This is a genomic window from Salisaeta longa DSM 21114, from assembly GCF_000419585.1.
GTDB classification, from domain to species: Bacteria; Bacteroidota; Rhodothermia; order Rhodothermales; family Salinibacteraceae; genus Salisaeta; species Salisaeta longa.
This window is the reverse complement of sequence record NZ_ATTH01000001.1, coordinates 3,026,391-3,044,166: the sequence shown is the minus strand read 5'-3', so window position 1 is coordinate 3,044,166 and position 17,776 is coordinate 3,026,391. Positions and strand designations below refer to the sequence as shown.

Here is a 17,776-nt window from a genome sequence, read left to right as displayed (position 1 = left end):
GCGAGCGCTGCATGCCATCCGACCGAACCCCTTCTTCGGAAGCGGAGGCGTCCTGCCGAACAGATCACGTTCCGCCAAGTGCTCGCTCGTTGGATGCCCTCGACCGCCTCTTGCAGCTTGCCCTGGACGTATGCGACGCGTCGCTCGCCTGCCTCCATACGCTTCCGCTCCACGCCTCGGCGCCACAGGCCGCGCAGGGCAACACCGACCATCTGCCGTGGGTCCATCAGCTGCTGGCGCGCCACGAGGCGTTGCCCGATGCGCCGCTGGCTGACACCCAAACCGTACACAACGGGCCATCCGATGCCCCCGCTACGGTGCGGCATTGCCTCGGCCTGCCGTTTCACACGTCTTCAGGCGGCGGCATACTGTCGATTGTAACGGCAACCCGTCCCTCGGAGCGCACGCACAGCCGGCTGCGCGACCTGGCCGACATATCTGCTTCTTTGCTCGCCCCCACGTCCGCAGACGCCGACGCTGCCTCTCCTCACGCGGCCGCCGCGCCGATCCCCCAAAATATCACGGAAGGCATCTACCGGAGCCGCCCCGACGGCACCATCCTGTACGCCAATGCCGCGATGGCTGCACTGTTTGGCTACGACGCGCCCCATGCGTTCCAACGCATCACGGCGGATGCATTGTACGCAACGCCCGCCGACCGCCACGTGCTGCAAACGCGCTTGCAGCACGCGTCGACTGTTGAGGGCTTCGAGGTGAAGTTTCGCCGGGCCGATGGCACAACCTTCTGGGGCCGCCTGAGCACCACGGCCGTCCGCGACGACAGCGGCGCCATCCGGTATTATGACGGCGTTTTGACCAACATAACGGCAGAAAAGGAGGCCCGGGACGCGCTGCGCCAAACGGCCGAGCGCTGGGAACGGCTCGTCGACACGCACCCCGATCCCATCCACGTCTCGACCGACGGCATCATCCAGTATGTGAATCCGGCCGGCGTCGCGGTATACGGCGCCTCCTCGGCCGATGAAATCATTGGACGGCCCATCGACGCGTTCATGGTGCATGCAGACGACACGGCGGCCACGCACGAACGAGCCGCCCGGCTGTACGACGCGGGCGAGCCCACCCCGCCGCGCGAGTTTACCATTGAGCGCCTCGATGGCAAACAGCGTATCGTTGAGGTGCGCTCGGTGCCCATCGAGTACAAGGGGAAGCCGTCGGCCCAAACGATTGTGCGCGACGTAACAGCGCAGCGCCGCCTCGAAGAACAGTTGCACGTCCGCCAGCAGCGCCTGCGCAAGCTACTGGACCATGCGCAGCCCATCGTCTTCGTGATCGACAACGATGGAACGTTTCTCGTAAGCGAGGGCCGCGACCTGCAGGCGCTGGGCCTGCGCCCCGGCGAGGTCGTCGGGCAGTCCGTTTACGACCTCTTTGCCGACGCCCCTTCGGTGCTGGGCGACATCGAGCGCGCGCTGGCAGGCCATACCATCAGCGGCCTCGTCGAGCTTGACGATCGCGTGCTCGACGTGTGGTACGCGCCCATCTACGCGCCCGATCGTGCCATCATCGGGTGCATTGGCATGGCGGTCGATATCACCGAACGCCGTGCGGCCGAAGACGCGCTGCGCACCGAGCGCGACGTGCTTGCAAGCATCTTCAATACCAGCCCGGCGGCCATTCTGGTGTTGGACGCCGACGGCCGCATCACCAAAGCAAACGCCCGCGCGGCAGCGCTGCTGCGCGAGCCGGTAGCCGACCTCATCGGGCGTACGTACACCGACCTTGCCGGCCGCTTCGAGGACATCTCGGGCGGCGTGCTCTCCACCGCGCATCACCCCTTCACCCAGGCGCTTACGGCCTCGGAGCCGATCTACGAGCTGGAGTCGATCATCCAGTGGCCCAACCATCCGCGCCGCATCGTATCCATCAACGCCGCGCCGCTGCGATCTGCACAGGAAACAGCGGGCGCCGTACTGGTGCTGAACGACGTCACGGCGCAACGCGAGCAGGATGCCAGGCTGCGCCAGAGCCGGATGCGCTATCAGGCGCTCGTGAACCACTTTCCGGGCGGCGTTTTTCTTTTCAACGAGGACCTGGAGTACGTGCTGGCCGGCGGCGCTGGGATTGAGGCGCTCGGCATGTCGCCTGAGGATTTTCATGGCCGCACGCCCAGCGACCTCTTCCCGCCGCCCATCGCCAACGAAACGGAGCAGTACTACCGGCGTGCCCTCCGCGGCCAAGCGGGCACCTTCAAACAAAACTATCAGGGGGCCACGTACCGCATCCAAACCGTTCCGCTACAGCTTCCCGATGGCCTCGTGTATGCCGGCATGGCCGTATCCCAGAATATCACCGAAGCGGCCCGGGCCGAGGCCATGCTTCGCACCGCAAAGCAGAAGGCCGAAGAAGCCGCGCGCCTTAAGTCGTCGATGCTTGCCAACATGAGCCACGAGGTGCGCACCCCGCTCACAGCCATCATCGGATTTGCAGAGGTGCTCACCGAGGAAACGGACGCGTTGCCCCAACACTTCGCATCGCTCATTCTGCGGAGCGGCCGGCGCCTGCTCACGACGCTCGACTCGGTACTGCACCTGTCGCAACTGGAAGCAGGCACCCAGGGCCTCCACTACGAACCCGTCAACCTGTCGAAGCTCGCCCGCCACTTGATTGCTGAAGAATCGATCCAGGCGCGCCAGCACGCCATTACCCTTGAGCTGGAATCGACGGACGCTCCCATCGTGCTATCCACCGACCGCGGGGCCGTGCAGCGCATCTTGAGCAATGTACTGAGCAATGCACTGAAGTACACCGAGGCCAACGGCCGGGTGATGGTACGCATGGCCGATGGCGCCCGCGGCGTGCTTATAGAAGTGGAGGACACCGGCATCGGCATGACGCGCGCATTTCAAGCACGCATGTTTGATGCCTTCACGCAAGAGTCGGACGGCCTCGACCGAACGCACGAGGGCTCGGGGCTTGGGCTGGCCATCGTGCAAAAGCTTGTCGCCATGCTCGACGGCTCCATCGAAGTGGAGTCGAGCCCCGGTATGGGCACCCGGTTCGCCATTTTCCTACCGCGGCCCGCTTAATTTCACCCGCCGCCCGGCAAACATCAGTCGCTCGGCAGGGGCACCTTGGTTTGATCTTCCGGGAAGACCGACGCGCCTTCGATGGGATTGAAGATGCGCCCGAAGCGCGGCGTGAAGGCCTCGGCATCCCATGAGAAGTAGGTAAACAGCGCCTCCCCCACGACGTGGTTCATGGGCACGAACCCCCAAAAGCGACTGTCCTCCGAATTGTCGCGGTTGTCCCCCATCGCAAAGTAGTAGTTTTGCGCAAAGGTGTACGTGGTGGTCTGCTCTCCATCAATGGCAAACGTGCTATCACTCATCTGGCGGGCGGCGTGGCCCTCGTAGCGAACGATAACGGGCCGATACACCGGCCAGTTTTTGTCGGTGAGCGTAATCGTTTCGCCCTTCTGGGGTATGTGAATCGGACCGTAGTTGTCGGGGGTGTAGCCGCGTCCGGCCGGGTACATGAGCGCGCTGTAGTTGCTGTTGCGCAAGATGAATGGCTCGACGTTTGCCACCCACGGCCACGATCGCACCGTTTCAATGGCCTGGGGCGTTGCCAACATGCGTACCGTTCGCGCGCTTTGCGTGGGCCGAATGGTTTCGATGCCAATGGATTCCAGGCGTTGAAGCGGCAGCCGATAGCTTGCATCGTTCTTGGTCACACGCCAAAACTGCTGCATCCCCCGGCCCAGCGGCAGTGGGTTGCCGTTGATGTGCACCACCTTGTCCCGCACGCTGATGCTTTCGCCCGGCAGGCCAATCACCCGCTTGATGTAGTGCATCTTGCGGTCTATGGGCTTTTCACTCGCGGGCCAATTGAACACGATCGCATCGCCGCGCTCCACGCGGCTAAAGCCCGGCAGTCGAACCGCCGGAAGCTCCATGCCGGGCCAGTAGATCGACGTAAACGGAATGCCCAGCGTCATGGGCAGGCGCGTGCCGTAATGCACCTTCGAGACAAACAGGTAGTCGCCGACGAGGAGATTCTTCTCCATCGACGGGGTGGGAATGCGATACAGGTCGAAGAAGAGGGTGCGCACGATGAGCACCACCACGGCGGCAAAGATAAACGCCTCGGCCCACTGGCGAAGCGGCCCCTTGGTGGGGTGCTCGTCGCGCCCGTTGCGGTGCGTGCGCCGCCCGCGCTGGCGGGCCGTACGGGAGGAGCGATGCGACGTTTGGGTATCAGCCACGGCGAAACAAGCGTTAGGGCAATGGTCGAAGCAATGAGGGATCAGGGCGTGGCAGCGCCGTCAATCCACGGGCGGCGGCCCGGCGTAAGCTGGTAGCGATAGACGCGCTCCCGGAAGAAGCGTGCGCCGTCGTAACCCACCCGGTACCAGCGGCGGGCGTCCGCCTCAAACCAGTAGTCCACATACACCGCGCGGGCCGCATGGTGCCGCACGGGGGCCAGCACGCTGTCGCGAAGCGCATGAAGAACGGGGCGGTAGCGCGCATGCGTGGCAAAGATCAGCCCGCGATCGCCCGGCCCACCCACGTCGCTTACCTTCACGGGGATGCTGTCGTTCACCACAAACCAGTATTCGAACTGCACGTAGCTATCGCGCGGGCGGCGCAGGTTGAAGTCGCCGAGCGTTTGGGTGGGGTCGCCAAACTGGGCTTGCAGGCGCGCGCGCAGCACGGCGGTGCGGGTGGTGTCGAGCAGCGTCAGCGCGTCGCTGCGCCCCAAAAACGCCCACGGCGTGCCTTCAAACTTCTTGGTGAACCACGAGCGCCCCAGCTTGCTCACCTTGTGCTGCTCGGTGATGGCAAACGGCAGACCCGCCGATGCGTCTGTCGCCGACGCGTCGGCGGCCGCGCCCGTCCGTAGCGTATCGCCAGCCACCGGAAGCCGAGCGGGTGGAAGTGCGGGAAGGCCGCCATGCAACACCTGCACGGCCAGTTGATGGCGACGGACGTGCTGGTACCGCTCTACAATCGACGGGGCCTGCCCCGCCGCGCTCCCGCAGAAGACCGCGCTCCACACCAGCAGTCCACAGATTGCACGTTTCATCGCCCTCCGCTACTCATCCATCGAAAGAATTGCGAGAAACGCCTCCTGCGGCACGTCAACCGAGCCGACCTGCTTCATGCGCTTCTTGCCTTCTTTCTGTTTCTCCAGCAGCTTGCGCTTCCGGGTGATGTCGCCGCCGTAGCACTTCGCGGTTACGTTCTTGCGCTGCGCGCGCACGGTCTCGCGAGCCACGATGCGGCGCCCGATGGAGGCCTGCACGGGCACCTCAAACATTTGCTGCGGGATGAGCTCCTTCAGGCGCTTCGTGAGCTTGCGGCCGACGCCGTACGCCTTGTCGCGGTGCACGATGGTGGAGAGGGCGTCGACCGGGTCCTCGTTGATGAGGATTGTGAGCTTCACGAGGTCGCTGGCGCGGTACTCCAGGAATTCGTAGTCGAAGGAGGCGTACCCGCGGCTCACGCTTTTGAGCGTATCGTAGAAATCGAACACAATTTCGGCCAGGGGCAGCTCGTACTGCAGGTTGACGCGCTCGGTATCGAGGTATTGCTGGTTCACGTACACGCCGCGCCGCTCTTCGCACAGCTGCATGAGGTTGCCAATGTACTCCGTCGGCGTGATGATGTCGGCCTTTACAAACGGCTCGTAGACCGTTTCGATGTCGCCGTAGTGCGGCATGTCTTCCGGATTGTCGACCACCACCCGCTCCATACCCTTGCCGGTGTCCACGTCAACGCGGTACTCCACGTTGGGCACCGTGGTGATGATGTCGAGCCCAAACTCGCGGTCGAGGCGCTCCTGGATAATTTCCATGTGCAGCAGCCCCAAAAAGCCCACCCGAAAGCCAAACCCGAGGGCCGCGCTCGTCTCGGGCACGTACGTCAGCGACGCGTCGTTGAGCTGCAGCTTGTCGAGCGCGCTGCGCAGGTCCTCGAAGTCTTCGGAGTCGGTGGGGTAGACGCCGCTAAACACCATCGGCTTCACCTCCTTAAAGCCCGGGATGGGCGTGGAGGCGCCGTTGTGCGCATGCGTGATGGTATCGCCCACGCGGGTGTCCTGCACATCTTTCACCGACCCGATGATGTAGCCCACGTCGCCCGCCACCAGCCGGTCGACCGGCTTACGCCCCAGGCGCAACACGCCCAGCTCTTCGGCGTCGTAGCGCTTGTGGTTCGACATAAACTCCATGGTGTCGCCCTGTTCGAGGGCGCCGTCCAGGATGCGCGCGTACACCACCGAGCCGCGGTACGCGTCGTAGATGGAGTCGAAAATGAGGGCGCGCAGGGGGGCGTCCGGGTCGCCCGCAGGCGGCGGCACGCGGTCGATGATGAGATCGATCAGTTCGTCGACGCCCGTGCCGGTTTTGGCGCTGATCTTGCGGATGTCTTCGGCCGGCTCGCCCAGCAGCTCCTCCAGCGACATGGCCACTTCATCGGGGCGCGCCACGGGCAGATCCACCTTGTTCAGGACCGGGATGATCTCCAAGTCCTGCTCCATGGCCAGGTAGACGTTCGAGATGGTCTGCGCTTCGATGCCCTGCGCGGCGTCCACCACCAACAGCGCCCCCTCGCAGGCCTTCAGCGCCCGCGACACCTCGTAGGTAAAGTCGACGTGCCCGGGCGTGTCGATCAGGTTCAGCACGTATTCCTCGCCATCAGCGGCCGTGTGGCGCATGCGCACCGCATGGCTCTTGATGGTGATGCCCCGCTCGCGCTCCAGGTCCATGTCGTCGAGCGTCTGCTCCTGCATCTCGCGCTCGGTAATCGTGCCGGTGCGCTCCAGCAGCCGGTCGGCCAGGGTGCTCTTCCCGTGGTCGATGTGGGCGATTATGCAAAAGTTGCGGATGTGCGACTGATCAGGCATAGGCAAGGGCGCGCAAGGCAAACAAACAAAGACGGCGAGACGCGCGGCTAAGCGCTCGATTCTGCGGCCGAGGCATCGTCAAGGAGGGGCGCAGACGACGACGCCCCAGGGCGCGCGGGCATCGCCTCGGGCCGGGGCGTGCCTTCGGCATCGAGCGCAACGGCACGCTGCTGCTGGGCGTACAGGCGGCGGTGGTACGTATGGTGGAACGTAAGCACGCCCACCACGCCCAGCACAATGGCCATGTCCGCCACGTTCCAGATCGGAAAGAGCTCCATGTAGGCTCCGCCAATAAAGGGCACCACTTCCGGAATGAAGCCGCGCCACAGGCTCACGTGGACAAAGTCCACCACGCGGCCCAAAAACAAATCGTTGTAGCCCATGATGACGCCGTAAAAGACACGGTCAATCATGTTGCCAAGGGCGCCGCCCATCACAAAGGCCAGGCTGGCCACGTACGGCGTGTATCCGTTGCGCACGTGCCAGCAGTAGGCCACCAGCAGCGCCGTTGCAATGAGCGCGAGCACCGTGATGGTGCCCGGCGGGCCAAACTGTATCCCAAAAGCCATACCCGGATTTTCGGTGTAGGTGAATTTGAGCCAGTTGCCCAGCAGGGGGATCGACTCGTACTTCACCATAAGCTGCACAACCGCTGCCTTTGTCAGCTGATCGACACACACAACAAGGGCAGAGATCCAAAAAATACGCATGGTACCAACGTAAATCCGAGGCTCGCGGAAGCAACGCGCCCGCGTCTAGCTATCGTTATCGTTTTGCTTCTTGCGGCGCTTCTGTTCTTTCTTTGCTTCAATGGAAATTTCGGTGTGGGGCACCGCTTCGAGCCGCTCTTTTGCAATGGGCTTGCCCGTCACGCGGCAGATGCCGTAGGTGTTGTTCTTGATGCGCTCAAGGGCCCGGTCGAGGTACCCGATGTACTTCTGCTGGCGGGCAATCATCAGGTGCAGCTTTTCGCGCTCCATGGCGTCGGTGCCGGCATCGGCCATATGAAAGCTGTAGGCCGAGTTGTCGTTGGCCTGCTCCTTCGCTTCCTGCACCTGGTCGCGCATGCGCTCAATGTCGTCGCGGGCCGCTTTGCGGCGCTTCAGGATCAGCTCCTTGAAGTGTTCGAGCTCCTCGTCCGAGAACGGCGTTTCCTTGTCGATCTCGTCCTGGGGCGATGCCCCTTCCACGCCTTCAATGGTCGATTCGCTGTGCAGCGGAACCGCGGCGTTCTGACTTTCGAGATGTTCGGGCTGCTTATCGGCCATAATGCAAAGAATACTGCTAGGAAATAATCGCGCAGGGGCGGGGTTACGACGTCACGCGGCGCACGGCGATCGTGAGCTGCTCGTCGCCAATCTCAAACGAGGCCACCGCGTCGCCCGTCGGCTGATTGGACGAAGCCAACTCCAGGGCCAATGTCTCGTTCCGGATGTAGGCGTCGTACGCCGCAATGGCGTCTTGCATGGCGTCGCTGCCGGTGTAGGCCACCTCAATGCGGTCGGTCACCTCGAAGCCCGCTTCTTTGCGGAGGTTCTGGATGCGCTTTACGCTTTCGCGGGCCAGGCCCTCGGTGCGCAACGCGTCGGTGATGGTCGGGTCGAGCGCCACGGTCAGGCCGCCGCGCTGCTCCACGAGCCATCCCTCAATGGCTTCGCTCGTGATCTCCAGGTCCTCGCGGCTCAGCTTCACCTCTTCGCCGTCGATGGTGAGCACGAGGCCACCGGTTTCGATGACATCGGTGATTTCGTCGTCGGTGAGCTGCCGGATGCGCTGGTTCACGGGCTTCATGAGCGACCCCAGGCGCGGCCCGAGGCGGCTAAAGTTCGGCTTGGCCGACCGCTGCACGACCGTGCTCTCGGAGGCGTCGACATATTCGATGGACTTGACGTTCACCTCGTCTTTGATGATCGCCTCGACGTGCGCCACGTCGGCCTGCGCCACCCCGGTGCCCGTCACCACCAGCAGGCGGCCCAGCGGCTGCCGCACGTTGATTTCTTCCTCGTTGCGGAGCGACAGCGCCATCGACGAGATCTCGCGGGCCAGGCCCATGCGGTGCTCCAGGTCTGCATCGCGCGCGGCGGCATCGGCTTCGGGGAAGTACGCCAGGTGCACGCTGTCGGCGGCCGACGCGTCGGCGTCGGTGAGCGCCCGGTACAGCCACTCCCCAAAGAACGGCGCGATGGGCGCCATCAGGTGCGCGGTGGCGCGCAGGCACTCGTACACGGTATGGTACGCGGCGGCTTTGTGCGTGGCGGCGTCGGTGCCGTTTTTCTTTGCGGCCCAAAAGCGGCGGCGCGAGCGGCGCAGGTACCAGTTGGAGAGCTCCTCGACGAACGCCTCCACCGCGCGGGCGGCGTCGGTGGGGTCGTACGCGTCCATCGCGTCTTCCACCGTGGCAATGGTGGTGTGCAGCCGGCTGATGATCCAGCGGTCGAGCTCGGGGCGCGCGTCTAGCGACGGGGCCTCGGCCTGCGGGTCGAAGCCATCAATGTTGGCGTAGGTGGCAAAGAAGCTGTACACGTTCTCCAGCGTGCCAAAAAACTTCCGGCGCAGGTCGCGCAGCCCGCGCAGGCTAAACTTGATGTTTTCCCACGGCGGCGTGTTGCTCATCATGTACCAGCGCACCACATCTGCGCCGTACTCCTCGATGACCTCAAACGGCTCCAGCGTGTTGCCCTTCGACTTCGACATCTTGGCGCCGTCGGCGTCGAGCACCAGGCCATTTACCACCACGTTCTCGTACGCTACGTCGTCCATCACGAGGGCCGCGATGGCGTGCAGCGTGTAAAACCAGCCGCGCGTTTGGTCGACCCCCTCGGCGATGAAGTTCGCCGGGAAGTTGCGCGCGAATGCCTCTTCGTTCTCAAACGGGTAGTGCCATTGCGCAAAGGGCATGGCGCCGGAGTCGAACCACACGTCGATGAGGTCGGGCACGCGGCGGTAGGTGCCGCCCTTGGGCGCGGGCGCCGTCCACTCGTCAACGTACGGGCGGTGCAGGTCGATGGCATCATCGTCGTCGGGCACCTGATCGCCAAACCGCTCGCGCAGCTCCTCGATGGAACCCACGATGAAGTGGTCGTCGGGGTCTTCGTCGTTGACCCAGATGGGCAGCGGGGTGCCCCAGTAGCGGCGGCGGCTGAGGGCCCAGTCGACGTTGTTTTCGAGCCATTCGCCAAAGCGGCCGGTGCCAATGCCGTCGGGCTGCCAGTTGATGGTTTCGTTGAGTTCCACCATCCGGTCTTTCAGCGCCGTCGTCTTGATGAACCAGCTCTCCACCGGGTAGCTCATCAGGGGCGTGCCCTTGCGCCAGTCGAACGGGTAGTTGTGCAGGTACGTCTCGTGCTTGTACAGCAGCCCGCGCTGTTTCAGATCGGTGGTGATGGTTTTGTCGGCGTCCTTAAACCACTCGCCGGATACCAGGGGCGCTTCGTCTGTGAAGCGGCCGTCGAGGTCGACGGGGTTGAACAGCGGCAATCCTATGTCTTTGGCTACGGCATCGTCCTCGGCGCCGTATGCCGGGGCCATGTGCACAATGCCGGTGCCGTCTTCGGTCGATACGATGTCGGCCGGCACCACGTGCCAGGCCTTGGTGCCTTCGGCCGCGGGGCGGTCGGTGAAGTAGTCGAACACCGGATCGTAGGTGTGGCCCACGAGGTCGGCGCCGGTGTAGCGCTCCACGATCTCGTAGTCTTCGTCGATCACGTCGCCCACCAGCGCCTCGGCCAGGACCAAAAACTCGGGGCCCTGGTGCGGGTCGTCGTGGCGGATCTTGACGTAGTCGATGGTTTCGCCCACCGCGAGCGCCGTGTTGGAGATGAGCGTCCAGGGCGTCGTCGTCCAGGCCAGGAAGTACGTATCGTCGTGGCCGTGCACCGGAAAGCGGATGTAGACGCTGGGGTCTTGGGTTTCCTCGTAGCCGAGGCTCACCTCGTGGCTCGACAGCACCGTGTGCGAGCCGGGGCTGTACCACTGCACCTTGTAGCCTTTGTACAGCAGGTCCTGATCGTAGATCTGCTTCAGCAGCCACCAGACCGTCTCCATGTAGTCGGTCTCGAAGGTGACGTACGGATCGTCGAGGTCCACCCAGTAGGCCATCCGTTCGGTGAGCGTGTCCCACCGGTCTTTGTACCGCAGCACGCTCTCGCGGCAGGCGGCGTTGTATTTCTCCAGGCCGTAATCCTCGACGTCTGCGCGGCTTTCGAGGCCCAGCTCCTTTTCCACCTCAATCTCTACCGGCAGCCCGTGGGTATCCCACCCGGCCTTGCGCGCCACCTGATAGCCCTGCATGGTCTTGTAGCGGCAAAACAGGTCTTTGATCGACCGCGCCATGACGTGGTGAATGCCGGGCTGCCCGTTGGCCGTGGGCGGGCCTTCGTAGAACGTGAACGCCGGGGCGTCGGCCCGCGAGGCGACGCTCCGCTCAAAGATGTTATGGTCGGACCACCAGTCCAAAATCTCCTCTTCGAGCGCCGGGAGGTCGAAGTGCTTGACGGTCGTAAACGGGGCCATGAAGCGATGCGTTGGTGAGTCTAACAATGGGTGATGCGCTGCGCCGGGGCGCGTGCGTTGTCGGTACGGCACGTGCCACGCGGTGTTCTTGCGCGGCCGGTACCAGGCGCTGCGGAGGCGGCCCCACGCCCTCGCACGCTGCACCCCACGACAGAAGCGCAGCGGCAGGCGGTTGGGAGGGCGGGCTTGCAGACCGGCACGGCGTGCTGCTACATCGACTCCGGCGCGCTGATGCCCAGCACGGTCAGGCCGTTGGCCAGCACGGTGCGCGTGGCGTGCGCCAGGTGCAGCCGGGCGGTGCCCAGCGCCTCCGCTTCGCCGATGATGTGGCAGTGCCCGTAGAACTGCGAGAACGCGGTAGCGACGTCGCGCAGGTACGTGGCCACGTAGTGCGGCGCGCGCGCTTCGGCCGCCCGCTGAATCACCGTCGGAAAGCGCAACAGCTCCTTGATGAGATCCGTCTCGGCGTCGTGGGTGAGCACCGACAGATCGGGCGCGTCGTCGAGCGACAGCCCCTCGGCAACGGCCTTGTCGAAGATCGAGCAGATGCGTGCATGGGCGTACTGCAAGTAAAACACGGGGTTTTTATCGCTCGCCTCGGCGGCCAGGTCGAGGTCGAAGTCAAGGTGCGTGCTCGCGGCGCGCATCAAGAAGAAGAACCGCGTCACATCGGCGCCTACTTCATCGATGAGCTCGTCGAGGGTGACGTAGTTGGCCCGGCGCGTGCTCATCTTTACCGGCTCGCCGCCGCGCACCAGCGTCACAAACTGATAGAGCAGCACCTCTACGCGGTCGGCATCGTAGCCCAGCACCTCCAGCGCGCTGATGACATCGGGGTACGTGGCGATGTGATCGGCGCCCAGCACGTCGATGATCACATCGAAGCCGCGGTCGAACTTGTCGGCGTGGTACGCAATGTCGGGCGTGCGGTAGGTGGGCTCGCCGGTGCTTTTGATGAGCACCGTGTCGCTGTCTTTCCCAAACCGCGTGGTCTCAAACCAGAGGGCGTCATCGGATTCGTAGGTGTAGCCGGCGGCCTTGAGCCGTTCCACCACGCGCTCCACCCGGTGGTCACTATAGAGCGACCGCTCGTTGAAGAACGTATCCATCGAGATGTTGAGGCGCTCGAGCGTGGCTTCTATCTCGGCAAAGATGACCTCCTCAGCGGCGTCCTGAAACGGGCGCAGGGTATCTTCGTCGAGGAGCGCGTCGCCGTGTTCGTCCTGCAGCGATCGGGCAATGTCGGTGATGTAGTCGCCCAGGTAGCCGTCGTCCGGAAACGTTTCGCCCACCGTAACGACGGTGCCGTCGTCGAGGGTGCGCTGCTCGCGCGCCACGGCGCCCGTCAGTTCTTCGTAGCGCGCCCGCACCGACTGCGCCAGCACGCGCATCTGCCGGCCGGCGTCGTTGTAGTAGTACTCACGGGTCACGTCGTAGCCCGCCCATTGCAGCAGGTTGGCTACGGTGTCGCCCAGCACGGCGTTACGGCCGTGGCCCACCGTGAGCGGACCGGTGGGGTTGGCGCTTACGTACTCAACCAGCGCGCGCTGGCCCTCTCCTTCGTCGCTCCGCCCGAAGGCCGCGCCCGCCGCCAGCAGGTCGGCCAGCTCGTCATACAGGTAGTCCGTCGCAAAGCGAAAGTTGATGAACCCCGGCCCGGCCACTTCCACCGCGGCCACCCGGTGCGGATCGACCGCCGCGCGCAGCCGCTCGGCCAACGTCTCGGCAATAGACCGCGGGTTGTCCTGCAGCACCCCGGCCAGCCGAAGCGCCGTGTTGGTGCTCAGGTCGCCGTGCTCCGGACGCGCCGGGGCCTCCAGTTCGATCTCAAAGTCGTCGGGCACGGCATCGAGCGCATCCAGAACGGTGCGGAGCTGCTGCCGGAGGTAGTCGCGCATGGGTCGCAAGGGTTCGTCGGCGGGGCGAAGGAGAAGTAACCTACCACCCGGCGCGCGCTTCCGAAAGAGGCGCGGGCGACGTTTCGACAGGTTTTCGCGCGGTGCGCCCTATGCGGCGTCGGGCTTGTGCCACACGCACTGCACCGTGGCCGCCGGGCCCTGGTGGTGCGGCCCCTCGTCGAGCGTGGGCGTCGCGTCGCGCAGCACCTGCAGCCCCGCCGGATCGAAGGCGTCGCGCAGCTCCTGGGGGGTGACCATCATCGTGACGTCGGGCGGGCCGCCGCTGTCGTAGCCCTCGGTGATTTGCTCGGGCCGGAACCACTCGGCGACTAGCCAGCCGCCAGGCGCGAGTGCCGCCTGTAGCGTTTCGTAGAAGCGCGGGCGGTCGGGGGCGGGCAGGTGCAAGAACGTGCACACGAGGGCGTCCCACGTCCGCTCGGGGGTCCAGGTCGTCACGTCGGCTTGTATCGTATCCAGCGTCAGGCCGTGCCGCATGGCGAGCGTTTCGGCCTTCACCAGCCCCTCATCGGAATAGTCGAGCGCCGTCACGGCGTGGCCGCGGCGCGCCAGGGCCACCGCGTTGCGCCCTTCCCCGGCGCCCACATCGAGCACCGAGCAGCCGGGCGGCAGCCACGCGTCGGTGGCTTCGGCAATGAACGTGTTGGGCGCGGTGCCATAGACGAACGTGTCGTGGGCGAAGCGGTCGTTCCAAAACTCAGCAGACATGCGGGGGCAATCGGTTGGGGCGAAAAGCGGGCCTCGGGGCATCCCATGCCGCACCCGCGGATCCGTTCCCTGCAACGCCCAGGGGCCTTTGCGCATGGAGCGGGCCGTCAGGCAATCTCCGCAGTGAAGCCCCCGCCGCACACGCTTCAGAACTTGTTGTGATGTTACATCAGACGGTGGAGGAGTTCAAACGTAGCCTAGGCTGTGTTTGAAAAATCAACGTGAGCGCGAGCCCGAGGGGGAAGCCGAAGCTGCACGGCGTTCGAAGCAGCTGTAGCGGGCCTACCGCGATGCAGAACAACGCAGCAGCAGCGGCTCTCCAACCGGGCGCAGTCCGCGAGGTGTTTTTAAACACAGCCTACAACAGGTTCTCAGCCCGCCGGGAACCAGTCGCCCGACAGCTCGGCCTCGTAGATGCGTGAGGGCTCAGTTGCATCATCGGCGTCAATGACGAACGCGATGCGATGGGGCTGATCGGGAAGCACCGTGATACCCTCAATCTTTCCCTCGAAGGCCGTGCCGTCTTCGTCGATGAGCTCCGCCCACCGCGCCTGTTCGTCATCAGATCCGTCAATGATCCCGAGCACCGAGCCGGTCACTTCGCCGGTCGTCCCGCGCTCGGCCGACGCCGAGAAGAGCGCCCGCCCGTCGCCCAGCCATTCGGCGTCCGAAAACGTAAGCCGCACGCCGTGCAGTTCGCCAATGTCGTAGTGGATGACCCGCGACGGCGTGGGCGGGGCGGCGTCCTCCGGGTCCTGGATGTGCGCGCGCAGGGCCTTCCACGAAACGTCGGCGGTGGCATCGATGGCCGGAAATTCGTCGGTGGGGTCGGCATTGCCGCGCTGGTAGAGGCGCAGCGTATCGTCGTCCACAAACACCGCCCCTTCGATGTTCAGGCCCGCGCCGGCAAAGTGCTCCGCCTCACGCAGCGTGGCATAGAACGCAGGCGCGTGGTGCAGGTACGTCTGCGGCCGATCGCCGTCCGTCCGCCAATCCACAAGCACCACCCATTCGCGCTTTTCGTTGGAGCCCGAGCCAAACGCAATCAGAAGCCGGTTGTCGGTGCCGGGCACCGCCACGCAGGCCTCCAGATCGAGCTTGTTGTGGCCGGTTCCTTTGTCGTAGTCGTGCGCGCGGCGGCCATCGGGCGCCGGCGGCAGCGGCACGCTCGTCACGGCATGCGAGGACGGGTCCACGAGGCCCAAAAAGTTAGCATCGTCCTGCACAAGTGCCATCCGATCAATCAGGTACACCAGCCCCGAGGCGGCGCGCACATGGGCCGGCCGGTCGTCGACCGTGTCGTCGGGGTCGTCGGCGTACACGAGCGGCGTGGAGCGCACGATGTGGCACGCGAGCGCCGGGTCATGCGTCATGGAACGGCGGGCAATGGACTGGCTCATGGCGGATCGTTGCGGCAATGGGCAGAACGGTTGCCCACATGGTCGGGGACGCGCTGCCAAGATGTCAAACCCTTCTGCCAGAAATAACGCTGCCCTGACAGCCGGCGCTTCTGCCACCTTGTCCGATGCCTCACGCACAGGGCCCGTATGACGTGCAGCGGCCCGTCTTTTCTCCATTAATTGTGGAGAAAAAGTGAACGAGCACGTCGGCGCCTAGGCCGGCACACGGTTTGATGAGCGGCGCGGTAGAAGCGCGTTGTATGAAGCGCTTCCCTTTTCTTACGATTCTTTGGTTTAACAACCTGATATTCTTATGGCTACGTTTACCCCATTGTCCGATCGCGTTGCCGTGCGCCCCGAGCCCGCGGAGGAGCAAACCGAAAGCGGACTCTACATCCCCGACACGGCCAAAGAGAAGCCGCAAAAGGGCACCGTGGTCTCGGTAGGCCCTGGCAAGGTTGAAAACGGGCAGCGCATCGAGATGTCCGTGCAAGCGGGCGATCACGTGCTGTACGGCAAGTATGCCGGCACCGAAGTGACGCTTGACGGCGACGAGCTGCTCATCATGAAAGAGTCCGACCTGCTTGGTCGCATTGACGATTAGCTCCTGTTTCTACCACATATAACGACACGACTGACCCATGGCGAAGCAACTTGTATTTGATGCTGCGGCCCGCGAGGCGCTCAAGCGGGGCGTCGATACGCTGGCCAATGCTGTAAAAGTGACCCTCGGCCCGAAAGGCCGCAACGTCATCCTCGAAAAGTCCTTCGGCGCGCCCACCGTCACCAAAGACGGCGTGACCGTTGCCAAAGAGATTGAGCTGGAGAATCGGCTCGAAAACGTCGGCGCCCAGATGGTGAAGGAGGTCGCCTCGAAGACCTCCGATGTGGCCGGCGACGGCACCACCACCGCCACGGTGCTCGCCCAGGCCATCATCAACCAGGGCCTGAAGAGCGTCACCGCCGGCGCCAACCCCATGGACATCAAGCGTGGCATCGACCACGCCGTGGAGGCCATTGTGGCTGACCTCCACAACCAGAGCAACAACGTGGAGGGCAAGAAGGAAATTGCCCAGGTGGCCACGATCTCGGCCAACAACGACCGCACGATTGGCGACCTGATCGCCGACGCGTTCGACCGCGTGGGTAAGGACGGCGTTATCACCGTAGAGGAGGCCAAAGGGCTGGAGACCCACCTCGACGTCGTGGAGGGCATGCAGTTCGACCGCGGCTACCTCTCGCCGTACTTCGTCACGAACAATGATGAAATGACGGTTGAGCTTGAGGACGCGCGCCTCTTGATCTTCGACGAGAAGATCAGCGCGATGAAGGACCTGCTGCCCATCCTGGAGAAGGTGGCCCAGCAGAGCCAGCCGCTGCTCATCATTGCGGAAAACATTGAGGGCGAGGCGCTGGCCACGCTCGTGGTGAACAAGCTGCGCGGCACGCTCAAGGTCGCGGCCGTGAAGGCCCCCGGCTTTGGCGACCGTCGCAAGGCCATGCTCGAAGACATCGCCGTGCTCACCGGCGGCACCGTCATCAGCGAGGAGAAGGGCTACCGCCTGGAGAACGCGACGCTCGATCAGTTGGGCACCGCCCAGCGCGTCATCATCGACAAAGATGCGACGACGATCGTAGACGGCGCCGGCGCGCAAGACCAGATCAAGGCGCGCGTCAACCAGATCCGTCAGCAGATCGAAAACTCCACGAGCGACTACGACCGCGAGAAGCTCGAAGAGCGCGTCGCGAAGCTCGCCGGCGGCGTTGCCGTGCTGAAGGTTGGCGCGGCCACCGAGCCGGAGATGAAGGAGAAGAAGGCGCGCGTGGAAGACGCCCTGCACGCCACGCGGGCCGCGGTGGCCGAAGGCGTGCTGCCGGGCGGCGGCGTGGCCTACCTGCGGGCGCTGCACACGCTCGACGACCTCTCGGTGGAGAACGAAGACCAGGAGATCGGCATCAGCATCATTCGCCGGGCGCTCGAAGAGCCGCTGCGCCAGATTGCCTCAAACGCCGGGCTGGAAGGCTCGATTGTGGTGCAGAAGGTGAAGGACGGCGAGGGCGACTTCGGCTTCAACGCGCGGACGGAGACGTACGGCGCGCTGCTGGAGGAAGGCGTGCTCGACCCGACGAAGGTCACGCGCTCCGCGCTTGAGAATGCCTCGTCGATCGCGGGCCTTCTCCTTACCACCGAAACCATCATCGCGCAACGTCCGGAGCCCGCGAAGAACAACAGCGGCAACGACATGCCCGACATGGGCGACATGGGCGACATGGACTTCTAACGGCTCGGTCGCTCGGGTCGATGTACCAAGCGGGGGCGCCCCAACGGGCGGCCTCGCTTTTTTGTGGGCGGCGGTCGGGCGTTCCGCT

12 protein-coding genes are annotated in these 17,776 nt (G+C 64.4%); 3 read left to right on the top strand and 9 right to left on the bottom strand.

Features of this window, described 5'->3' with window-relative positions; genetic code table 11:
• The first annotated feature begins 11 nt into the window (after window positions 1–11).
• Window positions 12–3,050 (top strand): PAS domain S-box protein, encoded by a 3,039-nt coding sequence (locus SALLO_RS17935; protein WP_084696294.1) that lies wholly within the window; start codon window positions 12–14, stop codon window positions 3,048–3,050.
• A 23-nt stretch (window positions 3,051–3,073) separates the two neighbouring features.
• Here the strand turns inward: SALLO_RS17935 and lepB are convergent, their stop codons facing one another.
• The 9 genes from lepB to SALLO_RS0112670 all read right to left on the bottom strand — a co-directional run bounded on the left by lepB (window position 3,074) and on the right by SALLO_RS0112670 (window position 15,406).
• The gene (gene lepB / locus SALLO_RS17100) at window positions 3,074–4,228 is read right to left on the bottom strand and encodes a signal peptidase I (RefSeq protein ID WP_051141385.1); all 1,155 of its coding nucleotides are present in this window, start codon (window positions 4,226–4,228) and stop codon (window positions 3,074–3,076) included.
• 41 nt (window positions 4,229–4,269) lie between these two features.
• Window positions 4,270–5,049, bottom strand: coding sequence for a hypothetical protein (locus tag SALLO_RS17095; protein ID WP_022836687.1), 780 nt, complete (start codon window positions 5,047–5,049; stop codon window positions 4,270–4,272).
• Window positions 5,050–5,058: 9 nt separating this feature from the next.
• Window positions 5,059–6,870, bottom strand: coding sequence for a translation elongation factor 4 (gene lepA / locus SALLO_RS0112700; protein WP_022836686.1), 1,812 nt, complete (start codon window positions 6,868–6,870; stop codon window positions 5,059–5,061).
• A 47-nt stretch (window positions 6,871–6,917) separates the two neighbouring features.
• Window positions 6,918–7,580 carry a signal peptidase II gene (locus tag SALLO_RS17090; protein WP_022836685.1) on the bottom strand — a complete coding sequence of 221 codons (663 nt, stop codon included), beginning with the start codon at window positions 7,578–7,580 and terminating at the stop codon, window positions 6,918–6,920.
• A gap of 45 nt (window positions 7,581–7,625) precedes the next feature.
• On the bottom strand, window positions 7,626–8,138 hold the full coding sequence (locus SALLO_RS0112690) for a TraR/DksA family transcriptional regulator (protein ID WP_022836684.1): 513 nt from the start codon (window positions 8,136–8,138) through the stop codon (window positions 7,626–7,628).
• Window positions 8,139–8,181: 43 nt separating this feature from the next.
• Window positions 8,182–11,382 (bottom strand): isoleucine--tRNA ligase, encoded by a 3,201-nt coding sequence (ileS, locus tag SALLO_RS0112685; RefSeq protein WP_022836683.1) that lies wholly within the window; start codon window positions 11,380–11,382, stop codon window positions 8,182–8,184.
• A gap of 209 nt (window positions 11,383–11,591) precedes the next feature.
• Window positions 11,592–13,280: an arginine--tRNA ligase gene (gene argS, locus SALLO_RS0112680; RefSeq protein WP_022836682.1), complete on the bottom strand. Its 1,689-nt coding sequence runs from the start codon at window positions 13,278–13,280 to the stop codon at window positions 11,592–11,594.
• Window positions 13,281–13,388: 108 nt separating this feature from the next.
• The gene (locus SALLO_RS0112675) at window positions 13,389–14,006 is read right to left on the bottom strand and encodes a class I SAM-dependent methyltransferase (protein WP_022836681.1); all 618 of its coding nucleotides are present in this window, start codon (window positions 14,004–14,006) and stop codon (window positions 13,389–13,391) included.
• Window positions 14,007–14,377: 371 nt separating this feature from the next.
• Window positions 14,378–15,406 (bottom strand): DUF6929 family protein, encoded by a 1,029-nt coding sequence (locus SALLO_RS0112670; protein WP_028567238.1) that lies wholly within the window; start codon window positions 15,404–15,406, stop codon window positions 14,378–14,380.
• A gap of 313 nt (window positions 15,407–15,719) precedes the next feature.
• On the opposite strand from SALLO_RS0112670, the gene SALLO_RS0112665 reads away from it, so the two are divergent.
• Entirely contained in the window at window positions 15,720–16,010 is a 291-nt protein-coding gene (locus tag SALLO_RS0112665; RefSeq protein WP_022836679.1) for a co-chaperone GroES, read from the top strand.
• 37 nt (window positions 16,011–16,047) lie between these two features.
• The gene (gene groL / locus SALLO_RS0112660; RefSeq protein WP_022836678.1) at window positions 16,048–17,688 is read left to right on the top strand and encodes a chaperonin GroEL; all 1,641 of its coding nucleotides are present in this window, start codon (window positions 16,048–16,050) and stop codon (window positions 17,686–17,688) included.
• Window positions 17,689–17,776: the final 88 nt, after the last annotated feature.

Excerpts from the sequence above, each read along its gene's own strand:
- SALLO_RS17935 (WP_084696294.1), top strand. The coding sequence starts at position 12 with ATGCCATCCGACCGAACCCCTTCTTCGGAAGCGGAGGCGTCCTGCCGA.
- SALLO_RS17095 (WP_022836687.1), bottom strand. The coding sequence starts at position 5,049 with ATGAAACGTGCAATCTGTGGACTGCTGGTGTGGAGCGCGGTCTTCTGC.
- lepA (WP_022836686.1), bottom strand. The coding sequence starts at position 6,870 with ATGCCTGATCAGTCGCACATCCGCAACTTTTGCATAATCGCCCACATC.
- SALLO_RS17090 (WP_022836685.1), bottom strand. The coding sequence starts at position 7,580 with ATGCGTATTTTTTGGATCTCTGCCCTTGTTGTGTGTGTCGATCAGCTG.
- SALLO_RS0112690 (WP_022836684.1), bottom strand. The coding sequence starts at position 8,138 with ATGGCCGATAAGCAGCCCGAACATCTCGAAAGTCAGAACGCCGCGGTT.
- ileS (WP_022836683.1), bottom strand. The coding sequence starts at position 11,382 with ATGGCCCCGTTTACGACCGTCAAGCACTTCGACCTCCCGGCGCTCGAA.
- argS (WP_022836682.1), bottom strand. The coding sequence starts at position 13,280 with ATGCGCGACTACCTCCGGCAGCAGCTCCGCACCGTTCTGGATGCGCTC.
- SALLO_RS0112675 (WP_022836681.1), bottom strand. The coding sequence starts at position 14,006 with ATGTCTGCTGAGTTTTGGAACGACCGCTTCGCCCACGACACGTTCGTC.
- SALLO_RS0112670 (WP_028567238.1), bottom strand. The coding sequence starts at position 15,406 with ATGAGCCAGTCCATTGCCCGCCGTTCCATGACGCATGACCCGGCGCTC.
- SALLO_RS0112665 (WP_022836679.1), top strand. The coding sequence starts at position 15,720 with ATGGCTACGTTTACCCCATTGTCCGATCGCGTTGCCGTGCGCCCCGAG.
- groL (WP_022836678.1), top strand. The coding sequence starts at position 16,048 with ATGGCGAAGCAACTTGTATTTGATGCTGCGGCCCGCGAGGCGCTCAAG.